At 45.7% G+C, this 24,894-nt stretch carries 25 protein-coding genes; 14 read left to right on the top strand and 11 right to left on the bottom strand.

What is annotated here, in order from left to right:
• Positions 1 to 211 precede the first annotated feature (211 nt).
• The 3 genes from pdxS (at position 212) to DWV53_RS15825 (ending at position 2,285) form a co-directional block, all read left to right on the top strand.
• Complete coding sequence (pdxS, locus tag DWV53_RS12830) at positions 212 to 1,087, top strand: pyridoxal 5'-phosphate synthase lyase subunit PdxS (protein ID WP_118154611.1); 876 nt, start codon at positions 212 to 214, stop codon at positions 1,085 to 1,087.
• A 66-nt stretch (positions 1,088 to 1,153) separates the two neighbouring features.
• The gene (gene pdxT, locus DWV53_RS12835) at positions 1,154 to 1,723 is read left to right on the top strand and encodes a pyridoxal 5'-phosphate synthase glutaminase subunit PdxT (RefSeq protein WP_118154614.1); all 570 of its coding nucleotides are present in this window, start codon (positions 1,154 to 1,156) and stop codon (positions 1,721 to 1,723) included.
• A gap of 403 nt (positions 1,724 to 2,126) precedes the next feature.
• The gene (locus DWV53_RS15825; RefSeq protein ID WP_181992499.1) at positions 2,127 to 2,285 is read left to right on the top strand and encodes a hypothetical protein; all 159 of its coding nucleotides are present in this window, start codon (positions 2,127 to 2,129) and stop codon (positions 2,283 to 2,285) included.
• A 57-nt stretch (positions 2,286 to 2,342) separates the two neighbouring features.
• Here the strand turns inward: DWV53_RS15825 and DWV53_RS12840 are convergent, their stop codons facing one another.
• On the bottom strand, positions 2,343 to 3,644 hold the full coding sequence (locus DWV53_RS12840) for a UDP-N-acetylmuramoyl-tripeptide--D-alanyl-D-alanine ligase (protein WP_118154616.1): 1,302 nt from the start codon (positions 3,642 to 3,644) through the stop codon (positions 2,343 to 2,345).
• A 143-nt stretch (positions 3,645 to 3,787) separates the two neighbouring features.
• Here DWV53_RS12840 and DWV53_RS12845 point away from each other — a divergent pair, with 143 nt between their 5' ends.
• From DWV53_RS12845 to DWV53_RS12870, 6 genes are all read left to right on the top strand, one after another.
• Entirely contained in the window at positions 3,788 to 4,009 is a 222-nt protein-coding gene (locus DWV53_RS12845; protein ID WP_118154619.1) for a hypothetical protein, read from the top strand.
• Between the two features lie 347 nt (positions 4,010 to 4,356).
• Positions 4,357 to 5,202, top strand: coding sequence for a dihydropteroate synthase (folP, locus tag DWV53_RS12850; RefSeq protein WP_118154622.1), 846 nt, complete (start codon positions 4,357 to 4,359; stop codon positions 5,200 to 5,202).
• Entirely contained in the window at positions 5,199 to 5,969 is a 771-nt protein-coding gene (gene cdaA / locus DWV53_RS12855; RefSeq protein WP_006847577.1) for a diadenylate cyclase CdaA, read from the top strand. Before folP ends, cdaA begins: the two co-directional genes overlap by 4 nt.
• Before the next feature lie 238 nt (positions 5,970 to 6,207).
• Positions 6,208 to 7,254 carry a phosphate acetyltransferase gene (gene pta / locus DWV53_RS12860; protein WP_118154625.1) on the top strand — a complete coding sequence of 349 codons (1,047 nt, stop codon included), beginning with the start codon at positions 6,208 to 6,210 and terminating at the stop codon, positions 7,252 to 7,254.
• 106 nt (positions 7,255 to 7,360) lie between these two features.
• Positions 7,361 to 8,563, top strand: coding sequence for an acetate kinase (locus DWV53_RS12865; protein WP_118154628.1), 1,203 nt, complete (start codon positions 7,361 to 7,363; stop codon positions 8,561 to 8,563).
• A 75-nt stretch (positions 8,564 to 8,638) separates the two neighbouring features.
• A complete protein-coding gene (locus tag DWV53_RS12870; protein ID WP_118154631.1) occupies positions 8,639 to 9,685 on the top strand; it encodes a sugar kinase in 1,047 nt (348 codons plus the stop codon).
• A gap of 35 nt (positions 9,686 to 9,720) precedes the next feature.
• On the opposite strand, the gene DWV53_RS12875 is transcribed toward DWV53_RS12870, so the two are convergent.
• The 5 genes from DWV53_RS12875 to efp form a co-directional block, all read right to left on the bottom strand.
• A complete protein-coding gene (locus DWV53_RS12875; RefSeq protein ID WP_118154634.1) occupies positions 9,721 to 10,485 on the bottom strand; it encodes a UDP-2,3-diacylglucosamine diphosphatase in 765 nt (254 codons plus the stop codon).
• A 61-nt stretch (positions 10,486 to 10,546) separates the two neighbouring features.
• A complete protein-coding gene (locus DWV53_RS12880) occupies positions 10,547 to 10,867 on the bottom strand; it encodes a metal-sulfur cluster assembly factor (RefSeq protein WP_006847572.1) in 321 nt (106 codons plus the stop codon).
• Positions 10,868 to 10,968: 101 nt separating this feature from the next.
• The gene (radC, locus tag DWV53_RS12885; RefSeq protein ID WP_118154637.1) at positions 10,969 to 11,658 is read right to left on the bottom strand and encodes a RadC family protein; all 690 of its coding nucleotides are present in this window, start codon (positions 11,656 to 11,658) and stop codon (positions 10,969 to 10,971) included.
• 52 nt (positions 11,659 to 11,710) lie between these two features.
• Positions 11,711 to 12,769, bottom strand: coding sequence for a glycosyltransferase (locus tag DWV53_RS12890; protein WP_117694660.1), 1,059 nt, complete (start codon positions 12,767 to 12,769; stop codon positions 11,711 to 11,713).
• Between the two features lie 63 nt (positions 12,770 to 12,832).
• The gene (efp, locus tag DWV53_RS12895; RefSeq protein WP_022121096.1) at positions 12,833 to 13,399 is read right to left on the bottom strand and encodes an elongation factor P; all 567 of its coding nucleotides are present in this window, start codon (positions 13,397 to 13,399) and stop codon (positions 12,833 to 12,835) included.
• Between the two features lie 221 nt (positions 13,400 to 13,620).
• Between efp and rpmH the strand changes: the two genes are divergently transcribed.
• The 5 genes from rpmH to DWV53_RS12925 all read left to right on the top strand — a co-directional run bounded on the left by rpmH (position 13,621) and on the right by DWV53_RS12925 (position 18,160).
• On the top strand, positions 13,621 to 13,776 hold the full coding sequence (gene rpmH, locus DWV53_RS12900; protein ID WP_004351099.1) for a 50S ribosomal protein L34: 156 nt from the start codon (positions 13,621 to 13,623) through the stop codon (positions 13,774 to 13,776).
• Positions 13,777 to 14,002: 226 nt separating this feature from the next.
• Positions 14,003 to 14,737, top strand: a complete 735-nt coding sequence (locus DWV53_RS12910) for a PASTA domain-containing protein (RefSeq protein WP_117728010.1) — start codon at positions 14,003 to 14,005, stop codon at positions 14,735 to 14,737.
• Between the two features lie 121 nt (positions 14,738 to 14,858).
• The gene (locus DWV53_RS12915; RefSeq protein WP_256620609.1) at positions 14,859 to 15,944 is read left to right on the top strand and encodes an RluA family pseudouridine synthase; all 1,086 of its coding nucleotides are present in this window, start codon (positions 14,859 to 14,861) and stop codon (positions 15,942 to 15,944) included.
• Between the two features lie 5 nt (positions 15,945 to 15,949).
• Positions 15,950 to 16,945 (top strand): D-alanine--D-alanine ligase, encoded by a 996-nt coding sequence (locus DWV53_RS12920; RefSeq protein WP_022121099.1) that lies wholly within the window; start codon positions 15,950 to 15,952, stop codon positions 16,943 to 16,945.
• A 66-nt stretch (positions 16,946 to 17,011) separates the two neighbouring features.
• Positions 17,012 to 18,160 carry a 1-acyl-sn-glycerol-3-phosphate acyltransferase gene (locus DWV53_RS12925; RefSeq protein WP_118154646.1) on the top strand — a complete coding sequence of 383 codons (1,149 nt, stop codon included), beginning with the start codon at positions 17,012 to 17,014 and terminating at the stop codon, positions 18,158 to 18,160.
• 198 nt (positions 18,161 to 18,358) lie between these two features.
• Here DWV53_RS12925 and DWV53_RS15540 read toward each other — a convergent pair whose 3' ends face one another.
• From DWV53_RS15540 to DWV53_RS12945, 5 genes are all read right to left on the bottom strand, one after another.
• Positions 18,359 to 18,553: a hypothetical protein gene (locus DWV53_RS15540; RefSeq protein ID WP_147468797.1), complete on the bottom strand. Its 195-nt coding sequence runs from the start codon at positions 18,551 to 18,553 to the stop codon at positions 18,359 to 18,361.
• 10 nt (positions 18,554 to 18,563) lie between these two features.
• Positions 18,564 to 19,625, bottom strand: a complete 1,062-nt coding sequence (locus DWV53_RS12930; RefSeq protein WP_118154649.1) for a Rid family hydrolase — start codon at positions 19,623 to 19,625, stop codon at positions 18,564 to 18,566.
• 181 nt (positions 19,626 to 19,806) lie between these two features.
• The gene (locus DWV53_RS12935) at positions 19,807 to 20,769 is read right to left on the bottom strand and encodes an acetylornithine carbamoyltransferase (protein WP_089544463.1); all 963 of its coding nucleotides are present in this window, start codon (positions 20,767 to 20,769) and stop codon (positions 19,807 to 19,809) included.
• 160 nt (positions 20,770 to 20,929) lie between these two features.
• A complete protein-coding gene (locus DWV53_RS12940; RefSeq protein WP_118154652.1) occupies positions 20,930 to 22,216 on the bottom strand; it encodes a glutamate-5-semialdehyde dehydrogenase in 1,287 nt (428 codons plus the stop codon).
• An 823-nt stretch (positions 22,217 to 23,039) separates the two neighbouring features.
• Positions 23,040 to 24,458: an AAA family ATPase gene (locus DWV53_RS12945; protein WP_117728013.1), complete on the bottom strand. Its 1,419-nt coding sequence runs from the start codon at positions 24,456 to 24,458 to the stop codon at positions 23,040 to 23,042.
• Between the last annotated feature and the right edge of the window lie 436 nt (positions 24,459 to 24,894).

Genomic DNA, 24,894 nt, shown 5'->3' on the forward strand with positions numbered 1-24,894 from the left:
CTTCTTGATTTTCAATCAAAGTCCAATTTAGAGCGAGTTAGTAATTTTAACAGCTTTCCTCCTCTTTATATATTCAGGAATATCTCTTATATATTTGCGAATCTCTCTTTATACAAAATGACTCAATGTTTGCAGAAAATGGAACATTTTTTTCTGTTTTCAGTGAAAAATGTTTTCTTTGCAGCCGTAATTGAATAAAAATATAAGAATTATGGCAGAAAATAGACAAGAATTGAACCGCAACTTGGCTCAGATGCTCAAGGGTGGTGTGATTATGGACGTAACAACTCCAGAACAGGCAAGAATCGCAGAGGCAGCAGGTGCATGCGCAGTAATGGCGCTGGAACGTATTCCAGCTGATATCCGTGCAGCAGGTGGTGTTTCACGTATGAGCGACCCTAAGATGATCAAGGGTATTCAGGAGGCTGTTTCTATCCCTGTAATGGCTAAGTGCCGCATCGGTCACTTCGCTGAGGCTCAGATTCTTCAGGCTATCGAAATCGACTATATTGACGAGAGCGAGGTGCTCTCTCCTGCTGATAATGTTTATCACATCGACAAGACTCAGTTCGACGTGCCATTCGTTTGTGGTGCCAAGAACCTGGGCGAGGCGCTCCGCCGTATTGCTGAGGGTGCTACCATGATCCGTACCAAGGGTGAGCCAGGAACAGGTGATGTGGTTCAGGCTGTTACCCACATGCGTATGATGCAGAGCGAAATCCGTCGCCTGGTTTCTATGAGCGAGGATGAGCTTTACGAGGCAGCCAAGCAGTTGCAGGCTCCTTACGAGCTGGTGAAGTATGTTCACGAGAACGGCAAGTTGCCAGTGGTTAATTTCGCTGCCGGTGGTGTGGCTACTCCAGCTGATGCTGCCCTGATGATGCAGCTCGGTGCCGAGGGTGTATTCGTAGGTTCTGGAATCTTCAAGAGCGGTAACCCTGCTAAGCGTGCACAGGCTATCGTGAAGGCTGTTACCAACTACAACGATCCTAAGATGCTGGCTGAGTTGAGCGAGGATCTCGGCGAGGCAATGGTAGGTATCAATGAGCAGGAGATTGCTTTGCTCATGGCTGAAAGAGGTAAGTAATAAATGGGATAACGGATAAGAGCCCCTCCTGCACAAGAAGGGGCTTTTATATTAGATAAGTATGTTATGAGAATAGCAGTATTAGCTTTACAAGGCGCTTTTGCTGAGCACAGACAGAAGTTGGCTCAGTTGGGCGTGGATAGTTTCGAGGTTCGCCAGTTGAAGGATTGGGACCAGCCAAAGGATGGCTTGATTATTCCGGGCGGTGAGAGTACCACCCAGGCGAAACTCTTGAATGAACTGGGATTGATGGAGCCTGTGAAGGAGGCGATTGCTGCCGGCTTGCCTGTTTATGGTACCTGTGCCGGCTTGATTCTTCTTGCCAAGAAGATTGAGGGCGAGCCTAGCCAGCGCATTGCTTCGATGGACATCACGGCTTTGAGAAATGCCTACGGTCGCCAGTTGGGCAGTTTCTACATCGAGGCTCCGATGAAGGGCATCGAGGGAAATGTCCCTATGACTTTCATCCGTGCTCCTTATATTAAAGAGGTGTGGGGAGATGCTGAGGTTCTGGCTGAAGTAGATGGCAAGATTGTGGCTGCCCGCCAGGGTAACCAGCTGGTTACCGCCTTCCATCCGGAACTGAACGAAAGTCTGGAGATTCATAAGTGTTTTCTGGGGATGTGCAGCAAGTAGGCTTCATCCAGAGATGAAACTTATTTCGCTAGCCGATGAAACTGCTTCATGGGCACATGAAGCTACATAGCAAAGTATCTTAGGATACATTGCCAAGTATCTTAAGATACATGAGCAAGTATCCTAAGATACTTTTTTATTGAATGTCTGATACTTTTTTCCGATAAATGTTTGCCGTTTGCAAATATTCATCGTATCTTTGCATTATGAAATCTTCGTTACGTAAAACTCATAATGATGTAAATGCTTATGGTACAGTTAAATTCTTTTGAATTTAAAAAGCTGTTGCAGAATTCATGTAGATGGGGCTGTGGGCCTGTTGAGTGAGCGAAACAATGTGCTTGAGTGAACTCAATGAGCCATCCGAATAAGCCTACAGATATGACTGAACAAGCACAAGGATATGATAGAACAAGTGAAAGAATACGTTTGCTCAGGTTCAAGAAGTCGGAATATCAGGTTCAAGGAGGCTGTTTCTAAGAGATTCCCACTAGGCTCAGCAGCTCTGCTGAGCCTAGTCAGCAGGTCTGCCGACTGCAGTCAGCACATCTGCCGAGCCTAGTGGCAACACCCTATAGTCGTACAACCACACACCTTTTAGTTGTACGATAATAACCGTTTATAACAACTCCGGAAGCTGGAAGAGCTTCACACTGTTGCTGCCTTTGATGAGGATGTAATGGTCGTGAGGCTGGTTCGCCTTGAGCGCTTCCTTCACTTCCTCTACATTCTGGAACTTGCGGTAGCTGCATGGAATATCCTTGAACTCATCGCCCACCAGCCATACATTCTCCAGACCGGCTGCCTGCAACTGGTCTACTACCTTCTGGTGCTCCTCGTGGCTCACTTCGCCGAGCTCGCCCATCTGTCCGAGAATTGCCATCTTATGAGGCACATCCATCACGCGGAAGTTCTCGATGGCGGCTGCCATGCTAGATGGGTTGGCATTGTAGGCATCTACCACCAGCTTATTGTGCGCCGTCTCTTCCAATTGCGAACGGTTGTTGCTTGGGATGTAGTTCTCCAGGGCATGATCTATCTGCTGGGGCTTCACATCGAAATGAAGACCGATGGTGATGGCGGCAAGCATGTTGTCGATATTGTAAGAGCCGATGAGATGGGTTTGAACCTCATGCCAGTCGAAACTCTCGGTGCGCCAGCGGAACTTCAGGAAAGGAGCGCAGGAAATGACTTCTCCCCATACATCGCAGTTTTCATCCTTGCCGTAGGTGATGAGGCGGTTGATGTTGCGCTGCTCAGCCATCTGCATCAGATGCTCGTTGTCTGCATTGATGAAGACGAGGGCATCGTTGGCTGCGAGGTAATCATAGAGCTCTCCCTTGGTCTTCTTCACGCCTTCGAAGCTGCCAAATCCCTGCAGGTGGGCACGGCCTACGTTGGTAATCATACCGCAGGTTGGCTCCACGTATTCCACGAGTTTTCGGATGTCACCAGGATGGGAAGCACCCATCTCTACAACGGCAATCTCATTCTCTGGTGAGAGACGGAAGAGGGTCTTTGGTACGCCTACATCATTATTGAAGTTGCCCTGGGTGAACATCACGTTGAACTTCTCGCCGAGAACGGCAGAGACGAGTTCCTTGGTGGTGGTCTTGCCGTTGGTTCCGGTGATTCCTACTACAGGAATATCGAAGTGGCGGCGATGCTCACGGGCTAGTTCCTTGAAGGTGGTGAGGCAATCCTCTACGAGGATGTAGCGCTCGTCGCCTTCCTTGGCATACTCTTTTTCATCAACAATCACATAGGCACAGCCCTTCTCCAAAGCCATGTCGGCAAACTTGTTGCCATCAAACGATGCGCCCTTCAAAGCCAGGAAGATGCTGCCCTCTGGGCAGTCGCGGCTGTCAGTGGTAATCACTGGGTGCGCTTGGTAAATCTGATAGAGTTCTGAAATATCCATAGTCTATAACTGTTATTTTGGGTGCAAAAGTAATCTAAATTATGGACATAACAAACAATTTTCCCAAAAAATGATGGTAATCTCGAATATTCTTTCTATTTTTGCAGAAATATTCGATGAATCTTTAGAAAGTGAGGCTCTTTATGGGTAGTAGAGATGAAAAAGATAAAACGAAAGTAAGGAAGGAAAAGCTGGCAGGCTATTTCTATAATCTATCCCAGTTGATATTTACGGGAACTGGGGTTGGAGGCGTGTTGCCGTTTTTGCATGGAACGGCTTCATTAGGTGATATTTCCGTATTAGTTTTTGGCGCAGTTGCAACAGCAGGCTTTGCGTATGCTGCCAATAGAATTTTAAAATATTAAAGTTATGAGCTATTTGGCATTGTTTTTTTTAGTATGCTCGATTTTCAGTCTTGGTTTTATAGCTTGGACTTATACTAAGTCGGGTGAAAAGTGGCTTAAAGAATTGTAGAATCATGAGCTATTTGGCATTGTTCTTTTTAGTTTGCTGTATCGTCGGTGGAAGTTTTTTAGCTTGGTTATATACAAAACCAGGCGAAAAATGGTTGAAAGATTTGTAAAATATTAAGCTATGGAAGTTTACAATGGACTATTGTTTTTCTTTGTGGTTGGAACAATCATAGGTGGAAGCTTTCTTGCCTGGACTTACACAAAGTCAGGGAAAAAGTGGCTTAAAGAATTGTAATCCGATGGAATATACAATCAATATCAAGGGGCGCTTGATGGATTTGAGTACCCCTCAGGTGATGGGCATCCTGAACGTTACGCCCGACAGTTTCTACTCTGGCAGTAGAAAACAGACAGAAATGGAGATAGCTCAGAGAGCTAATCAGATTATAGAAGAAGGTGGAAGCATCATTGATGTGGGCGCTTTCTCCACCCGTCCCGGTGCCGATGAAGTATCGGAAGAGGAGGAGGGAAGACGCCTGAAGTTCGCTCTCGACATCGTTCGTAGGGAGCAACCGGATGCTGCCGTCTCCGTAGATACCTATCGCCCAACCTTGGCACGTAAGTGTATCGAGGAGTGGGGAGCTGACATCATCAACGATGTATCTGAAGGGGGAATCACAGGTATCGTCAATGTGCCGCTGGAGCAGAGACAGGAGGAATATCCTGAAATGTTCCGGGTGGTGGGCGAGCTGAAGGTACCTTATATATTAATGTCGGTGCAGCCTACGCTCGAAACGATGATGAAGGGCTTTGCCAGAGAGGTACAGCAGTTGCGTGACCTGGGAGCCAAGGACATCATCCTCGACCCAGGCTTCTGTTTCGGCAAGAATCTCATCCAGAATTATCAGATTTATAATGAGATGGAGAAGTTGAACGTGATGGAACTTCCGGTTCTGGTAGGCATCTCCCGCAAGAGTATGATATACAAGCTGCTGGGTGGAGATGCTACGACATCGCTCAATGGAACTTCCGTTCTCGACACCATCGCTCTGATGAAGGGCGCCAGCATCCTCAGAGTGCACGATGTAAAAGAAGCTGCTGAGGCTGTGAAGATAGTAGAAGCGATGAAGGAGGGCAGAGTATGATAGAATTTGGCATCAAAGACTTTCTCGATATTCTCCTGGTAGCCTCGCTGCTGTTCTATGTTTATCGTCTGATGAAGGAATCGCGCTCACTGAACATCTTCGTGGGCATCATGCTCTTTGTGCTTATCTGGCTCTTTGTGAGTCAGATACTGGAAATGCGTCTGCTGGGTTCTATCCTGGATAAACTGGTGAGCGTGGGAGTCATCGCCCTCATCGTCATCTTTCAGGAGGATATCCGTAGATTCCTCTATGAGATAGGTTCGCAGAAAGGTATGCGCCGGCTGGTTCGCTTCTTCCACTCCAGCAAGGAGAGCCAGAAGGAGGCTAATAAGGAGACCATCATGCCGATTGTGATGGCGTGTATGAGTATGGCGAAGAAATACGTAGGTGCTCTTATCGTTATAGAGCGAGGCGTTCCACTGAAGGACATCATGGATACGGGTGAGGAGATAGACGCCAAGATTAACCAGCGGCTGATAGAGAATATTTTCTTCAAGAATTCGCCGCTTCATGATGGAGCCATGGTGGTGAGCAATAAGCGCATCATGGCAGCCGGATGTATTCTGCCTGTGAGTCATAACCTCGATATTCCGAAGGAACTGGGACTCCGCCATCGTGCCGCTCTCGGAATATCACAGAGCAGTGATGCCATCGCCGTCATTGTATCCGAGGAGACCGGACGAATCAGCGTGGCCATCAAGGGCGAGTTCAAACTCCGACTCTCTGCCGAGGAACTGGAAAGCATCCTTACTCTGGAAATGATATAAGTTAAGTGAAGAACGAAGAGTGAAGAATTCATCACTTTTCCTGCTACGTAAACCTTTACGATATGAATAATCTCCCGATTTAGCTTTTTTTACACATTTTAATCGCTGCTATTTCAAAGAAAATGTGTACTTTTGCAAAGTCGATGTGGCAAAAAGGCGAAAAACAAGATAACATCGCCTAACACTTTGACAGATCTACTTAGGAAACAACAAAATATATAAAATATTAAAAAGTAAAATGGATTTATTACAGCAAATCGTAGCTCGCGCTAAAGCTGACAAGCAGCGCATCGTGCTCCCTGAAGCAGAAGAGGAGCGTACATTGAAAGCAGCCGATAAAGTTTTGGCTGATGATCTCGCAGACATCATCCTCATCGGTAACCCTGCCAATATTAAGAATCTCGCTGCTCAGTGGGGTCTTAACAACATCGACAAGGCTACTATCGTTGATCCACAAAACAACCCTAAGACTGAGGAGTATGCAGAGAAGCTCGCTGAACTTCGCAAGAAGAAGGGCATGACTGTAGAGCAGGCTCGTGAACTCGTAACTAAGAACAACCTCTACCTCGGTTGTATGATTATCAAGACTGAGGGCGCTGACGGTCAGATTTCTGGTGCATTGAGCACTACTGGCGATACTCTCCGTCCAGCTCTTCAGATCATCAAGTGCAGTCCAGGTATCACTTGCGTAAGTGGTGCTATGTTGCTCATCTCAGACCAGAAGCAGTATGGTCAGGATGGCGTTGTAGTAATGGGTGACGTTGCTGTAACTCCAAACCCTACAGCAGACCAGCTTGCTCAGATTGCCTATACTACAGCTCATACAGCTCAGTCAGTGGCAGGTATTACTGATCCACAGATTGCCATGTTGAGCTTCTCTACAAAGGGTAGCGCAAAGGATGCTATCAACAAGGAGACTGGCAAGAGTGTTTATATCATTGACAAGGTAAAGGATGCCGTAGCTATTGCTAAGGAGAAGTTCCCAGAGCTTCATCTCGATGGTGAACTTCAGGCTGATGCAGCCCTCGTTCCTGAGGTAGCTGCCAAGAAGGCTCCAGGTTCTGACGTTGCTGGTAAGGCTAACGTATTGGTAGTTCCAAACCTCGAGGTTGGTAACATCGGCTACAAGCTCGTTCAGCGCTTGGGTGGTGCCATCGCTATCGGTCCTATCCTCCAGGGTATTGCCCGTCCTGTTAACGATCTTTCTCGTGGTTGCTCTGTTGATGACATCTACTACATGGTAGCCATCACAGCTTGCCAGGCACAGGATGCTAAGAAGGCGTAAGTATATAGTTAATAGTAAACAGTTAACAGTTTATAGGGCTAAGTTGCTGTAAGATGGGTGGTTTATGCTATAGACTGTAAACTATAAATTTTAAATTGAAAGCAAAATGAAAGTATTGGTTCTGAACTGCGGTAGTTCATCTATCAAGTACAAATTATATAATATGGACGATGAGTCTGTATTGGCACAGGGTGGTGTAGAGCGTATCGGTCTTGATAACGCTTTCATCAAGGTGAAATTGCCTAACGGCGAGAAGAAACAGATCATGCACGACATGCCTGACCACAAGGAAGGTGTGAACTTCGTGTTCAAGTGCTTGCTCGATCCGGAAATCGGCGCTATCAAGGATTTGAAAGAAATCGACGCTGTAGGACACCGTGTCGTACAGGGTGGTGACAAGTTCAAGGAGAGCGTTATCGTTGACAAGAGCGTAGAGGATGGTATCGAGGAACTTTGCGACCTCGCTCCTGTTCACAACGCAGGTCACCTGAAGGGTATCCGTGCCGTTGACTCTTTGATGCCTGGCACTCCTCAGGTTTGCGTATTCGACAACGCATTCCACAGCACAATGCCTGACTACGCTTACCTCTATGCAATTCCTTACGAGTTGTACGAGAAGTATCACGTACGCCGTTATGGTTTCCACGGAACATCTCACCGCTATGTTTCTAAGCGTGTTTGCGAGATTCTCGGTCTCGACCAGAACAACTCTAAGATCATCACTTGCCACATCGGTAACGGTGGCTCTGTAGCTGCTGTATTGAATGGTAAGGTATTGGATACTTCAATGGGCTTGACCCCATTGGCTGGTTTGATGATGGGTTCACGTTGTGGTGACATCGATGCTTCTGCCGTTACCTACTTGATGGAGAAGTTGAACATGAAGCCACAGGAGATGGCTGACTTCCTGAACAAGAAGAGTGGTGTGCTCGGTATTACAGGTATTTCTTCTGATATGCGCGACATCGAGAACGCTGCCAACGAGGGTAACGAGAAGGCTCAGCTGGCTCTCCGTATGTATGAGTATCGCATCAAGAAGTACATTGGTGCTTACACAGCAGCTATGGGTGGCGTTGACGCTATCGTATTCACAGCTGGTGTGGGTGAGAACCAGACCGGCCTGCGCGAGGAAGCTTGCAAGAACCTGGAGTATCTTGGCATCAAGATTAACAAGGAAGTAAATGACAAGGTTCGTGGTGAGGAAGCTATCATCTCTACTGACGACAGTAAGGTGAAGGTAGTAGTAGTTCCTACCGACGAGGAGATTGTTATCGCTCGCGATACAATGGAGTTGGTTGCTAACAAGTAATCATACGCTATATATAATAAGGTGAAGACTAGAAACATAAGTGAATAGTCTTCACCTTTTTAAATTTTTAGAATTATGAAAACAAAGATTGTAACTTTCGGAGAAATATTGCTTAGGATTTCTAAGCCTGGTTATCAACGTTTATTTCAGGGACATCATATGTTTGGCAATTATGGTGGCAGTGAGGCTAATGCAGCCATCTCTTTGGCTTATTTAGGCGATAATGTAGAGTATGTAACCCGTGTGCCATACGGTGAGATGGGTGAGGCCGCGTTGATGCATCTCAGAGAGTACGGTCTGAATGTTTCTCATGTTGTGCGTGGCGGTGAACGTCTCGGAACTTATTATTTCGAGGAAGCTGTAGCTATGCGCAATTCCCGTGTGGTTTACGACCGCAAGAATTCTTCTTTCTATACGCTGAAGCGCGGAATGGTGAAATGGGATAAGGTGCTGGCTGATGCAGCTGTATTCCATTGCTCCGGCATTACCTGTGCTATCAGCCGCGATGCGATGGAATCAACTATGGATGCCATCAAACTTGCTGTTTCTGACGGGTTGACCATTGCCTGCGACATTAATTACCGTAAGAATCTCTGGGGATATGGTCTGGAGCCTCATGATGTGCTATTCCAGATGATGCAGTATAGCGACATCATCTTTGGTGACCAGAATGAGTGGGAGATAGCAAGCGGTGTGCCTCATATTCCTTTCGAGGCTTTGGATGCAGACTATGAGATTGCCAAGGAGGCTTATCTGGAGTATTTCCGCAAGATGCATCAGCTCTTCCCTAAGTGTAAGAAGATGCTGATGGCGGTAAGAAATCAGATTGCCAGCAGTCATCATACCTTGAGCGGCTTGCTCTATGATGCTGTAGAAGATCAGCTCTATACTACAAGAATCTATGATATTGAGCCGATTGTTGATCCGATGGGTGTAGGTGATGCCTTTATTGCTGCCTATATTCATGCCCATCAGAAGTGGGGCGACAAGAACCAGTATTGCCTGGATTTCTCACTGTCAGCAAGCGCGATAAAGAATACGGTTCCGGGTGATCAGAATCTGGTTACAGAAGAAGAAATCATCAATAACATGACTTCTTCAGGAGGTCGCATACAGCGATAACAATAAAGGGCAGCTCATAAAGCTGCCCTTTATTGTTATGGTTGGCTTTCGCCTTCCACATATTCTTCCATAAACATGTGTTCGCCATCAAACACGGCATAGGTGAACTGCCATATCCAGTCGCCCAGAATCATCAGTCGGGTCTTTTTGCTCAACATCAGATCCAGTTCGATGTGGCGATGGCCGAACATGAAGTAATCTATATCCTTGTGACCTTGCATATACTGTTTGGCAAAGCGCACCAGAAACTCCTTCTTTTCGCCCATATAAGGCTCTTCCTTTCCGTCAGCACGTTTCAGTCGGCTATGCTTAGCCCAGTTCAAGCCCAAAGCCATTCCCCAGCGAGGATGAATCGTATTAAGGAGGCGTTGGCAGGTCTGGTTCTGGAACATTCTTTTCAGAAACTTGAATTTTTTGTCTGGGTCACCCAGTCCGTCTCCATGTGCCAGATAGAATACTTTATCGTATATCTCTACGGTTTGAGGCTTGTAATGTACGGTAATGCCACACTCTTCCTCCAGGTAGCCATAGGTCCAGAGGTCGTGGTTACCCGTAAAGAAATGTACTTCAACTCCCATATCGGTCAACTCCGAGAGCTTACCTAAGAAGCGTGTATAGCCTTTTGGTACGACATATTTATATTCGTTCCAGAAGTCAAACATGTCACCCAGGAGATAAACTGCCGCAGCCTTCGTCTTGATGCTGTCCAGGAAACGGACCAGGCGGCGTTCTTGCATGCGGGCATGCGGAATGGCTAATGAGCCAAGGTGCGCATCTGAGAGGAAATATACATTTTTCATAAGCGATTCTTTTTAAATGAAGAGTGAAGAATGAGGAGTGAAGAGTTCAACAGCTTCGTCTTTATTCAAAGCCGAGTTCTACGCGAGCTTCCTCGCTCATCATACTCTGATCCCAAGCCGGTTCGAATACAAGGTTCACATTGGCAGATTTTACGCCTTCCACGCTGTCTACCTTGCTTCTTACATCCTCCAGGATGAAGTCGGCAGCAGGGCATGAAGGGGCTGTGAAGGTCATGTCGAGATCTACGGTGGCATCGTCCTTCACATCTATTTTATAAATCATACCGAGGTCCCAGATGTTGACAGGAATCTCTGGGTCGTAAACGGTCTTAAGTACATCTACGATCTTTTCTTCTATCTTTGTCTTTTCTTCTTGTGTCATAATAATCTTTGTTTTTGCCTACAAAGATAATAATTATTGCAGACAAAACAAAAAGAAAAGCTGTTTTTTTCTTGCCGAAGGTCTAATATACCCCAAATAGACTACAATTTACCTTTATCGTGATATGAATAAAAGGCACCATCGGTTATGATGACATGGTCCATAAAGAAGAGGCGCATGATTTCGCAGGCTTTGGCAATCTTCTGGGTAAGTACATCATCGGCTTTGCTTGGCTGAGGATTGTTGCTGGGATGATTGTGGCAGAAGGCGATAATGGTAGCGTTGTTGAGCACCGCTTCTTTTATGATGAGCCGGATGTCGGTTGCCGTTTCTGTAATGCCGCCTTTTGAGATACAGCTTGCTTTGATGAGCTTGAAGTTCTGGTTCATCATCAGGAGCCATGCTTCCTCTGTGTCTAAATCCTGCATCTTCGGAAGCATATAGTTGTAGATGGAAAGGGATGAGCCTAAGTCGGGACGTGTGCCAATCTTATCGAGAGCACGGCGCTTGCCCAGTTCGCAGGCTGCAAGAATGGTGATGGCTTTTGCGGGTCCCATTCCTTTATATTGTGTCAGTTCTCTGATGGTCTTCTTTCCTAGCTGGTTCAGGTTGTTATCGCAATCCTTCAGAATGCGTTTCATCAGGTCTACGGCACTTTCGTCAGTAGATCCCGAACCAATCAGAATACCTAAGAGCTCAGCATTGGATAAAGCTGAGGCTCCCAAGCGCTCCAGTTTCTCGCGGGGCTTGTCTTCTTCTGCCCAATTGGCAATGGTTAGTTTCTCTGCCATAATAATAACTGATTAGTAGATTATTATTGGCTTCTCTTTTTGCGGGGAAGTCTTATTTGTAGAAAGTCTTGTTGTATGCGCTGAATTCGCTCTGTCCCAGTACGCATCTCTTCCACCATGCAGAAAGGAATCCGCATCCGTAACCCATCAGCTGTGTGAAGGCAGCGCGAATGCTCAGCAAGCCTATCTTCACGCTGTGATTCTCTCTGCTGCTGTCGATAAACAGTGCGATGGTATAGAGAATGATGCCGGCGAGACCGATGCAGCCCAATGCTGCCATCGCATTGCCCAAGGTTGGGAATACGTGAACGGTGCCAAGCATGTATGGCAGGAAGCCGAAGAAGAGTAGAAGCAGCGTGCCTATTACACCCACGGTGAAGACCATAGGAAGGAGATGCACGAGTTTGAGACTCTCTGGATATTTCTTGTAGAGATTGATGCGGGCGATGCCACTGTTGTAGACCTGTCGCCAGAACTTGCGGAAGTCGGTGCGGCGCTTATGCCAAACCCATGCTTCAGGGAACAGACGGCAACGGCAGCCTGCCTTGAAGATACGGATAGAGAAATCTATGTCCTCACCGAAACGCATATTGGAAAAGCCATTCAACCTGAGATAAACATCCCTGCGGATGCCCATGTTGAATGAACGGGGATAGAACTTATCCATCTTCTTCTTTCCGCCACGGATGCCACCGGTGGTGAAGAAAGAAGTCATGGAATAAGAAATGGCTTTCTGAGTATCTGTAAATGATGAGTGCGCCTTGTCGGGACCGCCGAAAGCATCGGCTGGCTCACGGCTCAACTCATCACTTACAGCCTTCAGGTAACCTTCTGGCAAGACCACGTCGCTGTCGAGTATCAGAAGATACTCACCCTTGGCGCGCTCGGCACCATAGTTGCGACTCTGGCCCGGACCAGAGTTCTCCTTATAGTAATAATGTATATCCATCATGTGCTCATATCGCTTGCACACCTCCTCGCAGGGAGTCTGTGAGCCATCCTCAACGATGACAACTTCGAAGTCTTTCTCTGATTGATGAGTCAGACTCTCTAAAAGTTCGTCCACTTCGTCAGGACGATTAAATACAGGTACTATGATGGAATATTTCATTCTTCTTACTATTAAGGGTTAGTTTTACTCAATAAGAGCACAATCTTCCTGTTGGAGGATGTATTACTCGCTTACACGACCGAGGTAGCTACCGTCACGGGTGTCGATCTGGATAGTCTCGCCTTCGTTGACGAACAAAGGAACACGAACCTCAGCACCAGTCTCCAATGTAGCTGGCTTTGTAGCGTTGGTAGCAGTATTACCCTTTACACCTGGCTCAGAGTGAGTAATCTTCAAAGTAGTCTTCACTGGCATTTCAGCCAAGAGGATAGTACCATCAGTTGTATCAGTAACCACCTCAACAACGTCACCCTCCTTCATGTACTGGCCACCAGTAACGTTCTCCTTAGCGATAGGCACCTGCTCGAAAGTCTCCTGGTTCATGAAGATGCAACCAGTAGCGTCCTCGTAGAGGTACTGGTAAGGGCGGCGCTCAACGCGAACATCCTCCAATTTGAAACCTACCTGGAATGTACGTTCCAATACACGACCGTCGGCAACATTCTTCAATTTTGTGTTCATTACGGTGTTACCTTTACCTGGCTTTCTGTGCTGAAAGTCGATGCAAACCCATACTTTGCCATCCATGCGGATGCAAGTACCAATCTTAATTTCCTGTGAATTAATCATTTCTTGTTTATCTTGAATGTTATTATAATAATCTCAAAATCGAGTGCAAAGTTACGGCAAAAACATGAAAAATCAAAGGAAATATCGAAAAAAACATAAATATTTAAGCTAAATTTGGTAGTTTTCTTGGTTATTTCAGAAAATATGCGTAATTTTGCAGCCCAAAAAGGGCGTGTTTTGCACTTTTGTGAAGAATATTAATTAAAAAATAAATAAGAAAAATGAAAAGAACATTTCAGCCTCACAATCGTCGTCGCGTAAACAAGCATGGTTTCCGTGAGCGTATGGCAACTAAGAATGGTCGTCGCGTATTGGCTTCTCGCCGTGCTCATGGCCGTAAGAAGTTAACTGTATCTGACGAGCACCACGGAAAGTAATTCCGAGGAAAGATTCGTCTGTTGACGATGACATTAAAAGCAGCAAGGATGTATTCTTTGCTGCTTTTTGTTGTTTATAACGCCCCTTCCTTTTCTGAGATTGCTCTTTTGGGAACAAAGATGTTTTGTTTTTATATCATAAAATTAGGTGGTGAGAGTGCAAAAACTTTCCTTTTTATTTTGTTCTTCCCCCAAATACTTGTATCTTTGCACCAAAAAATAATATATGACTTCATCAGAGTTTATAAATAAGTTTAAGAGTAAGTACCTTTGGGGGAATATCGGTGCCATGATTCTGGTGCTGGTGTTGCTCTGTGCCGGTGTCAAGTACGGCATTGATATCTATACCCATCATGGTGAGGCCATCCGTGTGCCGGATATTCGATATAAGAATATCGATGATGCTACACATATCCTCGACGATGCGGGATTGGAAATTGTTGTAACGGATACGGGATATGTCCGCTCTTTGCCGCCTGATGTCATTCTGGAGCAGACTCCGGTTTTCGGAGAAGTGGTAAAGTCGGGACATGTTATCTATGTTACCATCAATTCTGATCATTCTCCACGTATCACCATTCCTGATGTCATTGACAACAGTTCGTTGCGAGAGGCAATGGCTAAACTTACTGCTATGGGATTCAAACTGGGTACACCTGAATATATTCCTGGCGAAGAGGATTGGGTTTATGGTATCCTCGTTAAGGGTAAGCATGTTGTGGCTGGTGATAAGGTTTCTATCGATGATGTGCTTGTCATACAGGTTGGCAATGGTAAACGGAGCGTTGATGATTCTATCGATGTGGTAGATCCGGTTTATCACGGCGAAGAAGATGTGATGGAAGGCGAAGGTGACATGAGCGGAGAAACTCATGAAGACAACTTCGAGGTGGTTCCTGGTACGGAAGCCACAGAGCCTGCTCCTTCGCATGAGCACCACCAGAAGGAAGTGGTGGAGTAGGAGAAATGAAAAGTGAAGAGTGAAGAATTCAATAGTAATACGAATGATATTTTTAGATTATATATATAATAAGGTATATGCTCCTGTAGAGGATGACTTCGGGTTTGATGATGCAGGAGATATGGACGGACTGGATGATGAACTCCAGGTGGAGGAAGGAAACGCTGCTTCTGGTGAAGGAGGAGATGAACTCTACGAGCACTGGAAGGTTCAGGTGGATGCCAACCAGGAACCGGTGCGTATCGATAAGTACCTGGCTGATAAGATGGCCTATCAGAGCCGTAACCGTATTCAGCAGGCTGCTGATGCCGGATTCATCCATGTCAATGGTAAACCGGTAAAGAGCAACTATAAGGTGCGCCCTAATGATCTGGTTACTCTGATGCTCGACCGTCCTCGTCATGAAACGAGTATCAAACCTGAAGAAATCGCTATCAATGTGGTTTATGAAGACGACCAGCTGATGGTGGTCAACAAGGAAGCAGGTATGGTGGTGCATCCGGGTGCGGGCAACTTTCATGGAACCTTGATTCAGGCGGTAGCCTGGCATTTAAGGGATATGCCTGAGTTTGATGCCAATGATCCGGAAGTGGGCTTGGTGCATCGCATCGACAAAGATACCAGCGGACTGCTCGTTGTGGCAAAAACTCCTACGGCAAAGACCGCACTGGGTAAGCAGTTTTTCAACAAGACTACCCATCGCAGTTACAATGCGCTCGTTTGGGGCAATATTGTAGAAGATGAAGGTCGCATAGAAGGCAATATTGGCCGTGATCCGAAGAACCGCCTCCGTATGAAGGTCTTCGATCCGGACAGCGGAATAGGCAAGACGGCGGTTACGCATTACAAGGTGTTGGAGCGTTTCGGTTATACCACCTTGGTGCAGTGTGTGTTGGAAACAGGCCGTACCCATCAGATTCGTGCCCATATGAAGCATATCGGTCATCCGCTCTTTATGGACGAAACGTATGGCGGAACAGAGATTCTGAGAGGTCAGCGCAGTAGCAGCTACAAGGCATTTATCCAGAACTGTTTCAAACTCTGTCCGCGTCAGGCTCTCCATGCCAAGACACTCGGCTTCGTGCATCCTACAACCAAGCAGCAGATGGATTTTGACAGTGAGTGGCCAAATGATTTTAGACAATTAATAGAAAAGTGGCGCGGCTTCATCGCTGGCACCACACAAGATACATTCAAAAATATTTAGTAATTATGGAAAATAGCAAGAGAACGATAGCCATCGTATGTGGTGGTGATTCTTCTGAGCACGACGTATCATTGCGCTCAGGACAGGGTTTGTACTCTTTCTTTGATAAAGAGCGCTACAATATTTATCTCGTCGATGTGAAGGGCACCGACTGGCATGTTGCTTTGGATAATGGTGAGACTATCGAGATTGACAAGAACGATTTTTCTTTCGTTATGAACGGCAAGCATGTCTATTTCGATTATGCTTATATCACCATCCACGGACAGCCTGGTGAGAATGGTGTGATGCAGGGCTACTTCGACCTCATCCATTTGCCATACTCTACAAGCGGTGTTCTGGTAGAGGCAATGACTTTTGATAAGTATGTGCTCAATAATTATCTGCGCGGTTTCGGTATAAACGTAGCAGACAGTATCTTGCTCCGTCGCGGTGAAGCTTATGATGAAGAAGAGATTGCCAAGCGTATCGGTATGCCTTGTTTCGTAAAGCCTGCTGCTGACGGCAGTAGCTTTGGTGTGAGCAAGGTGAAGAATGCTGACCAGCTGGCTCCAGCCCTCCGTGTGGCTTTCATGGAGAGCAATGAGGTAATGATCGAGGGCTTCCTTGATGGTACCGAGATTTCACAGGGTATCTATAAGACAGCCGAGAAGACTGTTGTTCTGCCAGCTACCGAAGTGGTGACCACCAATGAGTTCTTCGATTACGATGCCAAGTATAACGGTCAGGTACAGGAAATCACTCCAGCCCGTCTCTCTCCAGAGACTGCAGAAGAGGTTGCCAAGACCACATCACGCATCTACGATATTCTTCATGCCAACGGTATCATCCGTATCGACTATATCATCTCTAAGGATAAGAATGGTAAAGACAAGGTGAACATGCTGGAGATCAATACCACTCCAGGTATGACCGTTACCAGTTTCATTCCTCAGCAGGTTCGTGCAGCAGGTCTTGATATCAAGGATGTGCTCAGCGAAATCGTGGAGAATCAGTTCTAGAATAACAAACTCATATATGGTTCTGCGATTTTTTCGCAGAGCCATATATATTAATAGGTATATATTATGAATATCCCTCAAGAATTTGATACCATCCGTCCTTGGGAGCCTGAAGATCTCCCAGAGGTATTCGACCGTTTGCTTTCAAACGATCAGTTTAAACAAGTGCTTGCCTATCTCTATCCACAAGTACCTTTCGAGATGATTGCCCAGAAGTTGAAGGCATGTAAGACCAATCTGGATTTCCAGTTGGCTTTTGCTTACGATTTTGTTCATGGCATTCTGAAGAAGGCAGCAACAGGCTGCGAGATGGATTGTACATCGCTCGATAATACCCGTAATTATACTTTCATCAGTAATCACCGTGATATCGTGCTCGATTCAGCCATCCTTGATGTCCTTCTTATCGATAACGGTTTTAAGACCACCTGTGAGATTGCCATCGGTGATAATCTCCTTTCTCTTCCTTGGGTCAAGGACCTGGTACGTGTCAACAAGGCGTTTATCGTAGAGCGTGCCCTGAGCATGCGACAGATGCTGATGTCGAGCAAGCGCCTTTCTGACTATATGCATTTTGCCATCAAGGAGAAGAACGAGAACATCTGGATAGCCCAGCGCGAGGGTAGGGCCAAGGACAGTAATGACCGCACCCAGAAGAGTATCCTCCAGATGATGTCGATGGGCGGTGAGGGCAGCATTATCGACCGCCTGAAACAACTTCATCTCGTACCGCTCTCTATCAGTTACGAATATGATCCATGCGATTTCCTGAAGGCAAAGGAGTTCCAGCAGAAGCGCGATAATGCCGATTGGAAGAAGGGACCTATGGATGACCTGGTAAGCATGCAGACCGGTATCTTCGGTTATAAGGGTCATGTGCATTATCATGCAGCTCCATGTCTTGATGATTATCTGGACAGTCTTGATCCTGATATGCCTAAGCAGGATATATATAATAAAGTAGCCGCCTACATGGATGAGCAGATATTCAAGAACTACCGCCTCTATCCGGGCAACTATGTGGCTCTTGATTTGCTTGAAAACTCAGCTGCTCATCAGGCAGAATATACTGCCGAAGATAAGGCAAAATTTGAAAAATATATGGCTGGTCAGCTTGCGAAAATTGACCTTCCAAATAAGGATGAAGCTTACTTGAGAGAGAGAATTCTCGAGATGTATGCCAATCCTGTACGTAATTACCTTGCTGCTCAATAGCGGCAAGGTAATACTTTTTCTGTTTGATGATGTTGGAAACTGTTATTATCTGCCTGTTTTAATCAGACTCCTAATTGGTAATTCATAAGCTGTTTACGACAGACAGTTAACAGGCAAACCACAGACAGCCTACTGGCGCTATAGCCGCTAGTGGACTGTTCGCCTAGAACAGCCTTCCCCTTTGCCTTTGTTTCGTTTTTATGCGAAGCTTACGAAGAAATACTCTTCACTCTTCACCTTTCGCTCGGAATCCCTTGTGTTTATCGGCATTCCGAGAGGTGAAGAGTGGGTGAAGAGTCGCTGATAACTCTTCACCCCTTGAAACGCCCTGTTTATGGGCGTTTCAGGGCATAAGGTGAAGAGTGAAGAGCTTTTGGCTGTAAATTCCTGCATTTATCAGCATTTATTTCTGTTCTTGTTTTTCTGCAATGCATTCCATTTCTATCAGCCAGCCTGGTCGGCATACTTTTGCCTCCACGATGATGCGGGGAATCTGTGGATAAAACTGCTGCATCAGTCTATCTACCGTGTGATAGTCGGAGATGTCGCGCAGATAGATGATGAAGTATTGGATATCATTCATCGTGGCATCGCCATCTTTCAGCAGGGCGCCGATGTTCTCAAGCAGTCTGCCGGTCTGGCGCACGATGTCTCCTTCATAGACCACATCTCCATGCTTGTCGATACTGGCTGTACCGGAGATGAAGTATTGTTGCTTGAACTGCTGGCTTCCTTCTGGATGGAGAGTATGGGTAGGTAGCGTAAGCCGGGTTCCTCGTTCGAAGGCTACTCCATATTCATGGGCAGGATTCAGATGTTCGAGTGCCTGAAGATACTTCTTGTCCTCTTCCTTGATATGGGGGATGGTGAGGAAGTCGATGGCTACAGCTGCATGGCGTACCGGAGTGGCGCCACCGATACCTGTGCTGGCGATGTAGTGGGTGTCGGCTGTCAATCCCTCTTTATCGAAGATGTCATTACGGGCTTCTACTACGCCTTGATAGTTTACATCGATGTTGGTGACGTATATCCAGGTGCGAATCAGGTTGCGTTCCATTGTCATATCCGTACCTTCGATAGTCTTCAGGTATTTATTGAAGAGAAGACGGGTCTGTTCGTACGAATCCTTTCCCTTAGCCTCCTCCTCTGTAAGGCGAAGACTGTGGAAGAGAATGGAAGTCTGGGAGTCCGTTGTCTTGATCAGCAGACTCACCTTGCTGCCATTCAGTGGAGTCTGTTCCACGATAGTGAGGTTTGCGCCTTTCAGAAACTCCTGATAAAGGAGAGATTCTTCTAACTCTTTTATCTGGTTCTGGGCGTCGCTGAGGAATACCTTACAATATTGCAAGGTACGGTTTTCCAGTTTCTCTGTATCGAGAAAGTTACCTAGTTTTAGATACAGAAAGTTAAGGCGATCATTGAATGAACCCTTAGCTTCTGGTGAAAGTATTATGTATTTGTCCATCTTGTTTTTCTTTTTTTCGCCGGCAAAGGTACGGATAATATATGAGATATAAGAATATAGACAGGATGAAAAGATGAAAATACCGAGAAATGGGGATAGGATGATGTGGGATAGAACGAAAAAGAGGGAAGTAAAGGCTTGTTTTCCTTTACTTCCCCCTATCTTTTTCTTATTTCCTGCTTTAGAGTGATTCGAGCATACGCTTGATGACAACCTCGGCTGAAATCTCACGGTTGGCTGCCTCTGGAATCACCAGACTGTTCTTGCTCTCAATGACATCATCGGTTACAATCAAGCCACGGCGAACTGGCAGACAGTGCATGAAGCAACCATCGTTGGTCCAGCTCATGTGCTCCTCGTCGATGGTCCAGCTCATATCCTTGCTCAGGATTTCGCCATACTGTGCTGGGTCTTTCACGCCCGGACAGCTCCAGTTCTTGGCATAAACGAAGTCTGCACCTTCCAAAGCCTTCTTCTGGTCGTACTCTACCTTGGCATTGCCTACGAACTTAGGATCGAGTTCGTATCCTTCAGGGTGAGTAACCACGAAATCAACATCGGCTGCATTCATCCATTGGGCGAATGAGTTTGGCACAGCCTGAGGCAAGGCACGGCAATGAGGAGCCCAGGTCAGGACTACCTTAGGACGAGCCACCTTCTTATGCTCCTCGATGGTGATGAGGTCAGCAAATGCCTGGAGAGGGTGAACGGTAGCAGTCTCCATAGCGAAGACTGGGCGACCGCTGTACTTTACGAACTGGTTGACGATGGTTTCGGCATAATCGTAGTCACGGTCTTTCAAACCGGCAAAGCTACGAACACCGATAAGGTCGCAGAAGCTACCCATCACAGGGATAGCCTCCAGCAGGTGCTCGCTCTTGTCGCCATCCATGATAACGCCACGCTCTGTCTCCAGTTTCCATGCACCGGCATTCACATCAAGTACGATAACATTCATGCCTAGGTTCATCGCAGCCTTCTGTGTACTCAAACGGGTACGGAGGCTGTTATTGAAAAATATCATCAGCAAGGTTTTGTTCTTGCCCAACTCCTGATAACCGAAACGGTTTGCTTTCACTTCCTGTGCCTCGGCGAGTGCTGCTTTCAGGTCGCCAAGGTCTTCAACATTAAAGAATGTCTTCATTGTTATTTCGTTTTTTATTTGTTATTTCTAATATATATTGCTCTTGAATCTTTCTTCTTGAATCTTGATGTTTGCAAAGTTTGCATGCAAACCTTGCAAACATGGCAGAAACTAAGACTTGGTACGGAGAGGGTACGGAGCAGGTACGGAGCGGGTCTTGTTAAGCTCTTGTTTGTCCATTTCCTGTAATCAACCACTTGTAGGTGGTAATTTCTTCTAGCGCCATTGGTCCGCGTGCTCCAAGCTTTTGGGTACTGATGCCAATCTCTGCGCCCAATCCGAACTGTGCGCCATCGGTAAAGCTGGTAGGAGCGTTTACATAAACGCAGGCTGCATCTACCATTGCCTGGAACTTCTTCTGGGCAGTTTCATTGTTGGAAACGATGCTCTCGCTGTGTCCGCTTCCGTAGGTAGCGATATGGTCGAGCGCCTCATCTTCCGAAGCTACGGTCTTGATACCCATCTGCATGCTGAGCCATTCGGTGTTCCAGATGCTCTTCACGTTGGCATCAGCCTCTTTCATCTTCGCTTCGCTTTCCTCTGCCTTATATAATAAGGTATCAGGATAGTGACCCTTTAAGGCTTCGTAAGCCTTGGCATCAGCATGAATCTTGGTTTGCTTCTCGGCGAGTCCTTCACAGAGGGCAGGGAGGTCGCTTAATCTGCTTTCGTGAATCAGCAGACAGTCGAGCGCATTGCATACGCTCACTCTTCGGCACTTGGCATTGGTGATGATGCGCTTGCCCATCTCCAGATCGCCATCCTTGTCGAAGTAACAATGTACCACGCCGGCTCCGGTTTCGATAACCGGAACTTTGGCAGTATCACGGACGAAGTTGATGAGCTTCTTTCCTCCACGAGGAATGCAGAGGTCAATATAGCCCACGGCATTCAGCATTTTGCCGGTAGCTTCATGGGTAGCAGGGAGCAGTGTAACAACATTCGGATCAATACCAAAAGTTATCAACACCTTGTGGATAAGTTCGACACCCGCTGAATTTGAGGCGTTTGCGTCCTTTCCTCCTTTCAGTACACACGCATTTCCACTCTTGAAACAGAGTGAGAAAACATCGTAAGTCACATTAGGACGGGCCTCGTAAATCATGCCGATAACTCCGAATGGAACGGCAACTCGCTGCAGATGCAAACCATTTTCGAGTGTTTTGTCTTTGAGAACTTTTCCGAGCGGTGAGGGCAGGGTACTTACGTGTCTCATATCCGATGCAATATCTTGGAGTCGTTGCTCTGTGAGTTGCAATCGGTCGTAGAGCGGGTTCGCCTTGTCCATCTTCGCCAAGTCTTCTGCATTTGCTTTCAAGAGCGCAGGAGTTTCTGTGATGATAGCGTCAGCCACCGCCTGCAGGATTTCATTACGTTGTTCATCAGTTAGCAAACCAAGTGTTTTGCTAGCTGCCTTCACTTTTTGGAAAGTCTCTTTCAGTTCCATTCGCTATTTCCTTTCTTATTTTTTTGATAAGATATTTTGTAATGTGTTACGAGTTCCCTCTTAACAACGGCAAAGGTAAGCATAAATATCGGAAATTGCAAACTTTATGCAAGAAAAAGTGATAGTTTAATAGATAAATGGATAGTTATACGGAAAATGAGATTTAAAAAGGTCAGGCAGCGCCTGACCTTTTGGGGGGAGCAAAGAAGATTCAGCAGACAGTGTCTGAAGAATTGTTAACTCTTTGAATTTCAGATAGAACTTCTTGAAAGATACGATTTTATATCGAAAAAGCAATCTTTCTCTTCACTTTTTTCGATAAAAAGTTGCAGATAATAATTGTATTTCCAGAAGAAAGTAGTATCTCTGCATCAGAGTTTGTAGTTGTACAACTATAGTGTATAAGGTTGTACAACTATGAGGTGTAAGGTTGTGCAACTATAAAGTGTTGTCACTATAGTCAGCAGATGTGCTGACTGCAGTCGGCAGACCTGCTGAGCCTAGTGGCAAACTCAGAGAAGCAGTATTCTCTTACCCAAGAAACTGTCTCCGCTAACTCAAGAAACTATCTCCGTTAACCCGAGATTCAGTATCCGTAAGCTTAAGCAACCATATTCTCTTACTTAAGCAACCATATTCTCTGGCTTGTTAAAGCAGTTAGGGAATCTACATATCCATAGTGTAGTTGTGAAGATATTCTCAAGCATCGTTCAAATCACGTAAAGGGAGGCGCTCTTTTACGAGCTTTATCTTTAATGCCTTGCAGAATGCTTTCAGAACAGATTCTGTTGCCATCTCCTCCAACTTAATATAGTTAGGACGTTTAGAGAACAAACAAGTCATCCATTGTTACTACCGACTGAACATCCCAGGCATAAGGATTGTCGGATAATCCCATGGTCGTAATCATTGTAAGATGCACGGCTTTTTCGGTACCAGTCTCTTGGATGAAGCGCTCTCGCTTGTTTTGTAAACTCGCATCTATCGTATTAGTTATCTGAAATGGAGCCTTGGAGTATTTGATTTCACAGAGATTGATGACATCATCGCTCCTGTCTATCAGCAAGTCGATCTGTGCTCCCGGCTTATCCTTGCTCCCAGCTACACTCCAAGAATAAACCGTGGTGATAACTCCTTGAATGCCTAGCTTTGTCTTGATTTGCTCCACATGCTGTAGGCATACTCGTTCAAAAGCCAAACCGCACCACGTGTTGTACTCGGGTTTGCCGGTAATCTTGGTCCAATATTGTGCGTCATTGATATAGCTGTCCTTGATAAACTTATAATAAAACAAGGTGTAATTGTCCATTAACTGGAACAAGGCATTCTTAGCTTTCATTCCGATGCAATTATATTTTCGGATAAATCCGCAGTATTCCAAGTTCTCTAAGTATTCCGTCAACTTGCCATTGTCGGTCAACTTGGTTGCTTGTAAGATTTCTGTTCGGGTCATTCCGACTTTCTTGGTTGCCAAAGCATCTACTATCGAGAGATAAGGCTTAGGCTGTTTGAACAAAGAGTCGTATAAGTCATCAAACTCGTGACGAAGATTGCCATCCTCAGAGAAAAATAACTGGTTGATGTTCTGTGCCAGACTCATTCCCGGTTTCAGTTGAGACCAATAAAACGGAACACCTCCCATGATCATATAGCCTTCCAAAACCTGTCGGCGATTAAAGCGCAGTCCCATTTCTTCGGAATAGAGTTCGCATTCCCTTAAGCAAAACGGTTTCAGATGAATACGGACAGACACTCGGTTGTGCAATCCACCATGATTTTTAATCACCTTATTGATAATCCATGAGGTAGCACTGCCGCAAACGATGAGGAGAATATCCTTGCGGGCGGAAGCCCATCCATTCCAGAAATGTTCCAAAGCCGAAAGAAAATTGGAGCGTGGAGAATCCATCCATGGCATCTCGTCGATGAACACTACTTTCTTGGGGATAGTAGATTGTGCCAACAGTTGCCCCAACCTGTCAAAAGCATCATACCAATCTTTTAACTTCGACTGTTTCTGTTTGCTATATGATGTGAGTGAACGGTTGAACTCTGCCAATTGTATGCGATTGGTCTCATTTGCCAATCCTGTATGATAAAAGGCAAAGTCATTGTTGAAGGCCTCCCTTACCAGGAAAGTCTTTCCCACTCGTCTGCGCCCATATATGGCAACAAACTTCGACTCATCTGCAATCAATGCTTGATGAAGTGTCTTCAGTTCTTCTTTTCTACCTATTAACATAGTTCAAATAGTTATATTTCTGGGGCAAATATACGAAAAAATAGTGAGATAACGTGCGGAATCTATCTTTTTTAGATACATTCCGCACGTTTAAAGTATATTTTTAACGTTTGTTACTATAAAAAGTAAAGAAAAGAGTATGCGGAATAGCCCAAATATGAAGCGATATCTAAGAAAATGTGCTTTAAACGTGCGGAATGTGTCTTTTTTAAGCACATTCCGCACGTTTAAAGCACATTTTCACTGTCGCAGAAATACTCGGGACTTTCATAACCTTGGTAGATGAAAGGATTTGTTAATTTCCTGTTACTTAGTTTTATACGCCATTACATCTTTAGTGTTACAACTTTTATGTAATGGCAAAGGTACAACTATTTCTTGAATGGGCAAAAGATAATGAGGGTGTGTCATAAGTCTATGGCGCACCCTCTTTTAT

This window comes from Segatella copri (assembly GCF_003465495.1).
Lineage (GTDB): Bacteria > Bacteroidota > Bacteroidia > Bacteroidales > Bacteroidaceae > Prevotella > Prevotella copri_G.

Excerpts from the sequence above, each read along its gene's own strand:
- DWV53_RS12925 (WP_118154646.1), top strand. The coding sequence starts at position 17,012 with ATGAATATCCCTCAAGAATTTGATACCATCCGTCCTTGGGAGCCTGAA.
- rpmH (WP_004351099.1), top strand. The coding sequence starts at position 13,621 with ATGAAAAGAACATTTCAGCCTCACAATCGTCGTCGCGTAAACAAGCAT.
- DWV53_RS12890 (WP_117694660.1), bottom strand. The coding sequence starts at position 12,769 with ATGAAATATTCCATCATAGTACCTGTATTTAATCGTCCTGACGAAGTG.
- DWV53_RS15540 (WP_147468797.1), bottom strand. The coding sequence starts at position 18,553 with ATGCAGGAATTTACAGCCAAAAGCTCTTCACTCTTCACCTTATGCCCT.
- DWV53_RS12915 (WP_256620609.1), top strand. The coding sequence starts at position 14,859 with ATGGACGGACTGGATGATGAACTCCAGGTGGAGGAAGGAAACGCTGCT.
- DWV53_RS12910 (WP_117728010.1), top strand. The coding sequence starts at position 14,003 with ATGACTTCATCAGAGTTTATAAATAAGTTTAAGAGTAAGTACCTTTGG.
- DWV53_RS12880 (WP_006847572.1), bottom strand. The coding sequence starts at position 10,867 with ATGACACAAGAAGAAAAGACAAAGATAGAAGAAAAGATCGTAGATGTA.
- DWV53_RS12875 (WP_118154634.1), bottom strand. The coding sequence starts at position 10,485 with ATGAAAAATGTATATTTCCTCTCAGATGCGCACCTTGGCTCATTAGCC.
- DWV53_RS12920 (WP_022121099.1), top strand. The coding sequence starts at position 15,950 with ATGGAAAATAGCAAGAGAACGATAGCCATCGTATGTGGTGGTGATTCT.
- radC (WP_118154637.1), bottom strand. The coding sequence starts at position 11,658 with ATGGCAGAGAAACTAACCATTGCCAATTGGGCAGAAGAAGACAAGCCC.
- DWV53_RS12940 (WP_118154652.1), bottom strand. The coding sequence starts at position 22,216 with ATGGAACTGAAAGAGACTTTCCAAAAAGTGAAGGCAGCTAGCAAAACA.
- DWV53_RS12865 (WP_118154628.1), top strand. The coding sequence starts at position 7,361 with ATGAAAGTATTGGTTCTGAACTGCGGTAGTTCATCTATCAAGTACAAA.
- DWV53_RS12930 (WP_118154649.1), bottom strand. The coding sequence starts at position 19,625 with ATGGACAAATACATAATACTTTCACCAGAAGCTAAGGGTTCATTCAAT.
- pdxS (WP_118154611.1), top strand. The coding sequence starts at position 212 with ATGGCAGAAAATAGACAAGAATTGAACCGCAACTTGGCTCAGATGCTC.
- DWV53_RS15825 (WP_181992499.1), top strand. The coding sequence starts at position 2,127 with ATGATAGAACAAGTGAAAGAATACGTTTGCTCAGGTTCAAGAAGTCGG.
- DWV53_RS12845 (WP_118154619.1), top strand. The coding sequence starts at position 3,788 with ATGGGTAGTAGAGATGAAAAAGATAAAACGAAAGTAAGGAAGGAAAAG.
- DWV53_RS12870 (WP_118154631.1), top strand. The coding sequence starts at position 8,639 with ATGAAAACAAAGATTGTAACTTTCGGAGAAATATTGCTTAGGATTTCT.
- folP (WP_118154622.1), top strand. The coding sequence starts at position 4,357 with ATGGAATATACAATCAATATCAAGGGGCGCTTGATGGATTTGAGTACC.
- efp (WP_022121096.1), bottom strand. The coding sequence starts at position 13,399 with ATGATTAATTCACAGGAAATTAAGATTGGTACTTGCATCCGCATGGAT.
- DWV53_RS12935 (WP_089544463.1), bottom strand. The coding sequence starts at position 20,769 with ATGAAGACATTCTTTAATGTTGAAGACCTTGGCGACCTGAAAGCAGCA.
- DWV53_RS12945 (WP_117728013.1), bottom strand. The coding sequence starts at position 24,458 with ATGTTAATAGGTAGAAAAGAAGAACTGAAGACACTTCATCAAGCATTG.
- cdaA (WP_006847577.1), top strand. The coding sequence starts at position 5,199 with ATGATAGAATTTGGCATCAAAGACTTTCTCGATATTCTCCTGGTAGCC.
- DWV53_RS12840 (WP_118154616.1), bottom strand. The coding sequence starts at position 3,644 with ATGGATATTTCAGAACTCTATCAGATTTACCAAGCGCACCCAGTGATT.
- pta (WP_118154625.1), top strand. The coding sequence starts at position 6,208 with ATGGATTTATTACAGCAAATCGTAGCTCGCGCTAAAGCTGACAAGCAG.
- pdxT (WP_118154614.1), top strand. The coding sequence starts at position 1,154 with ATGAGAATAGCAGTATTAGCTTTACAAGGCGCTTTTGCTGAGCACAGA.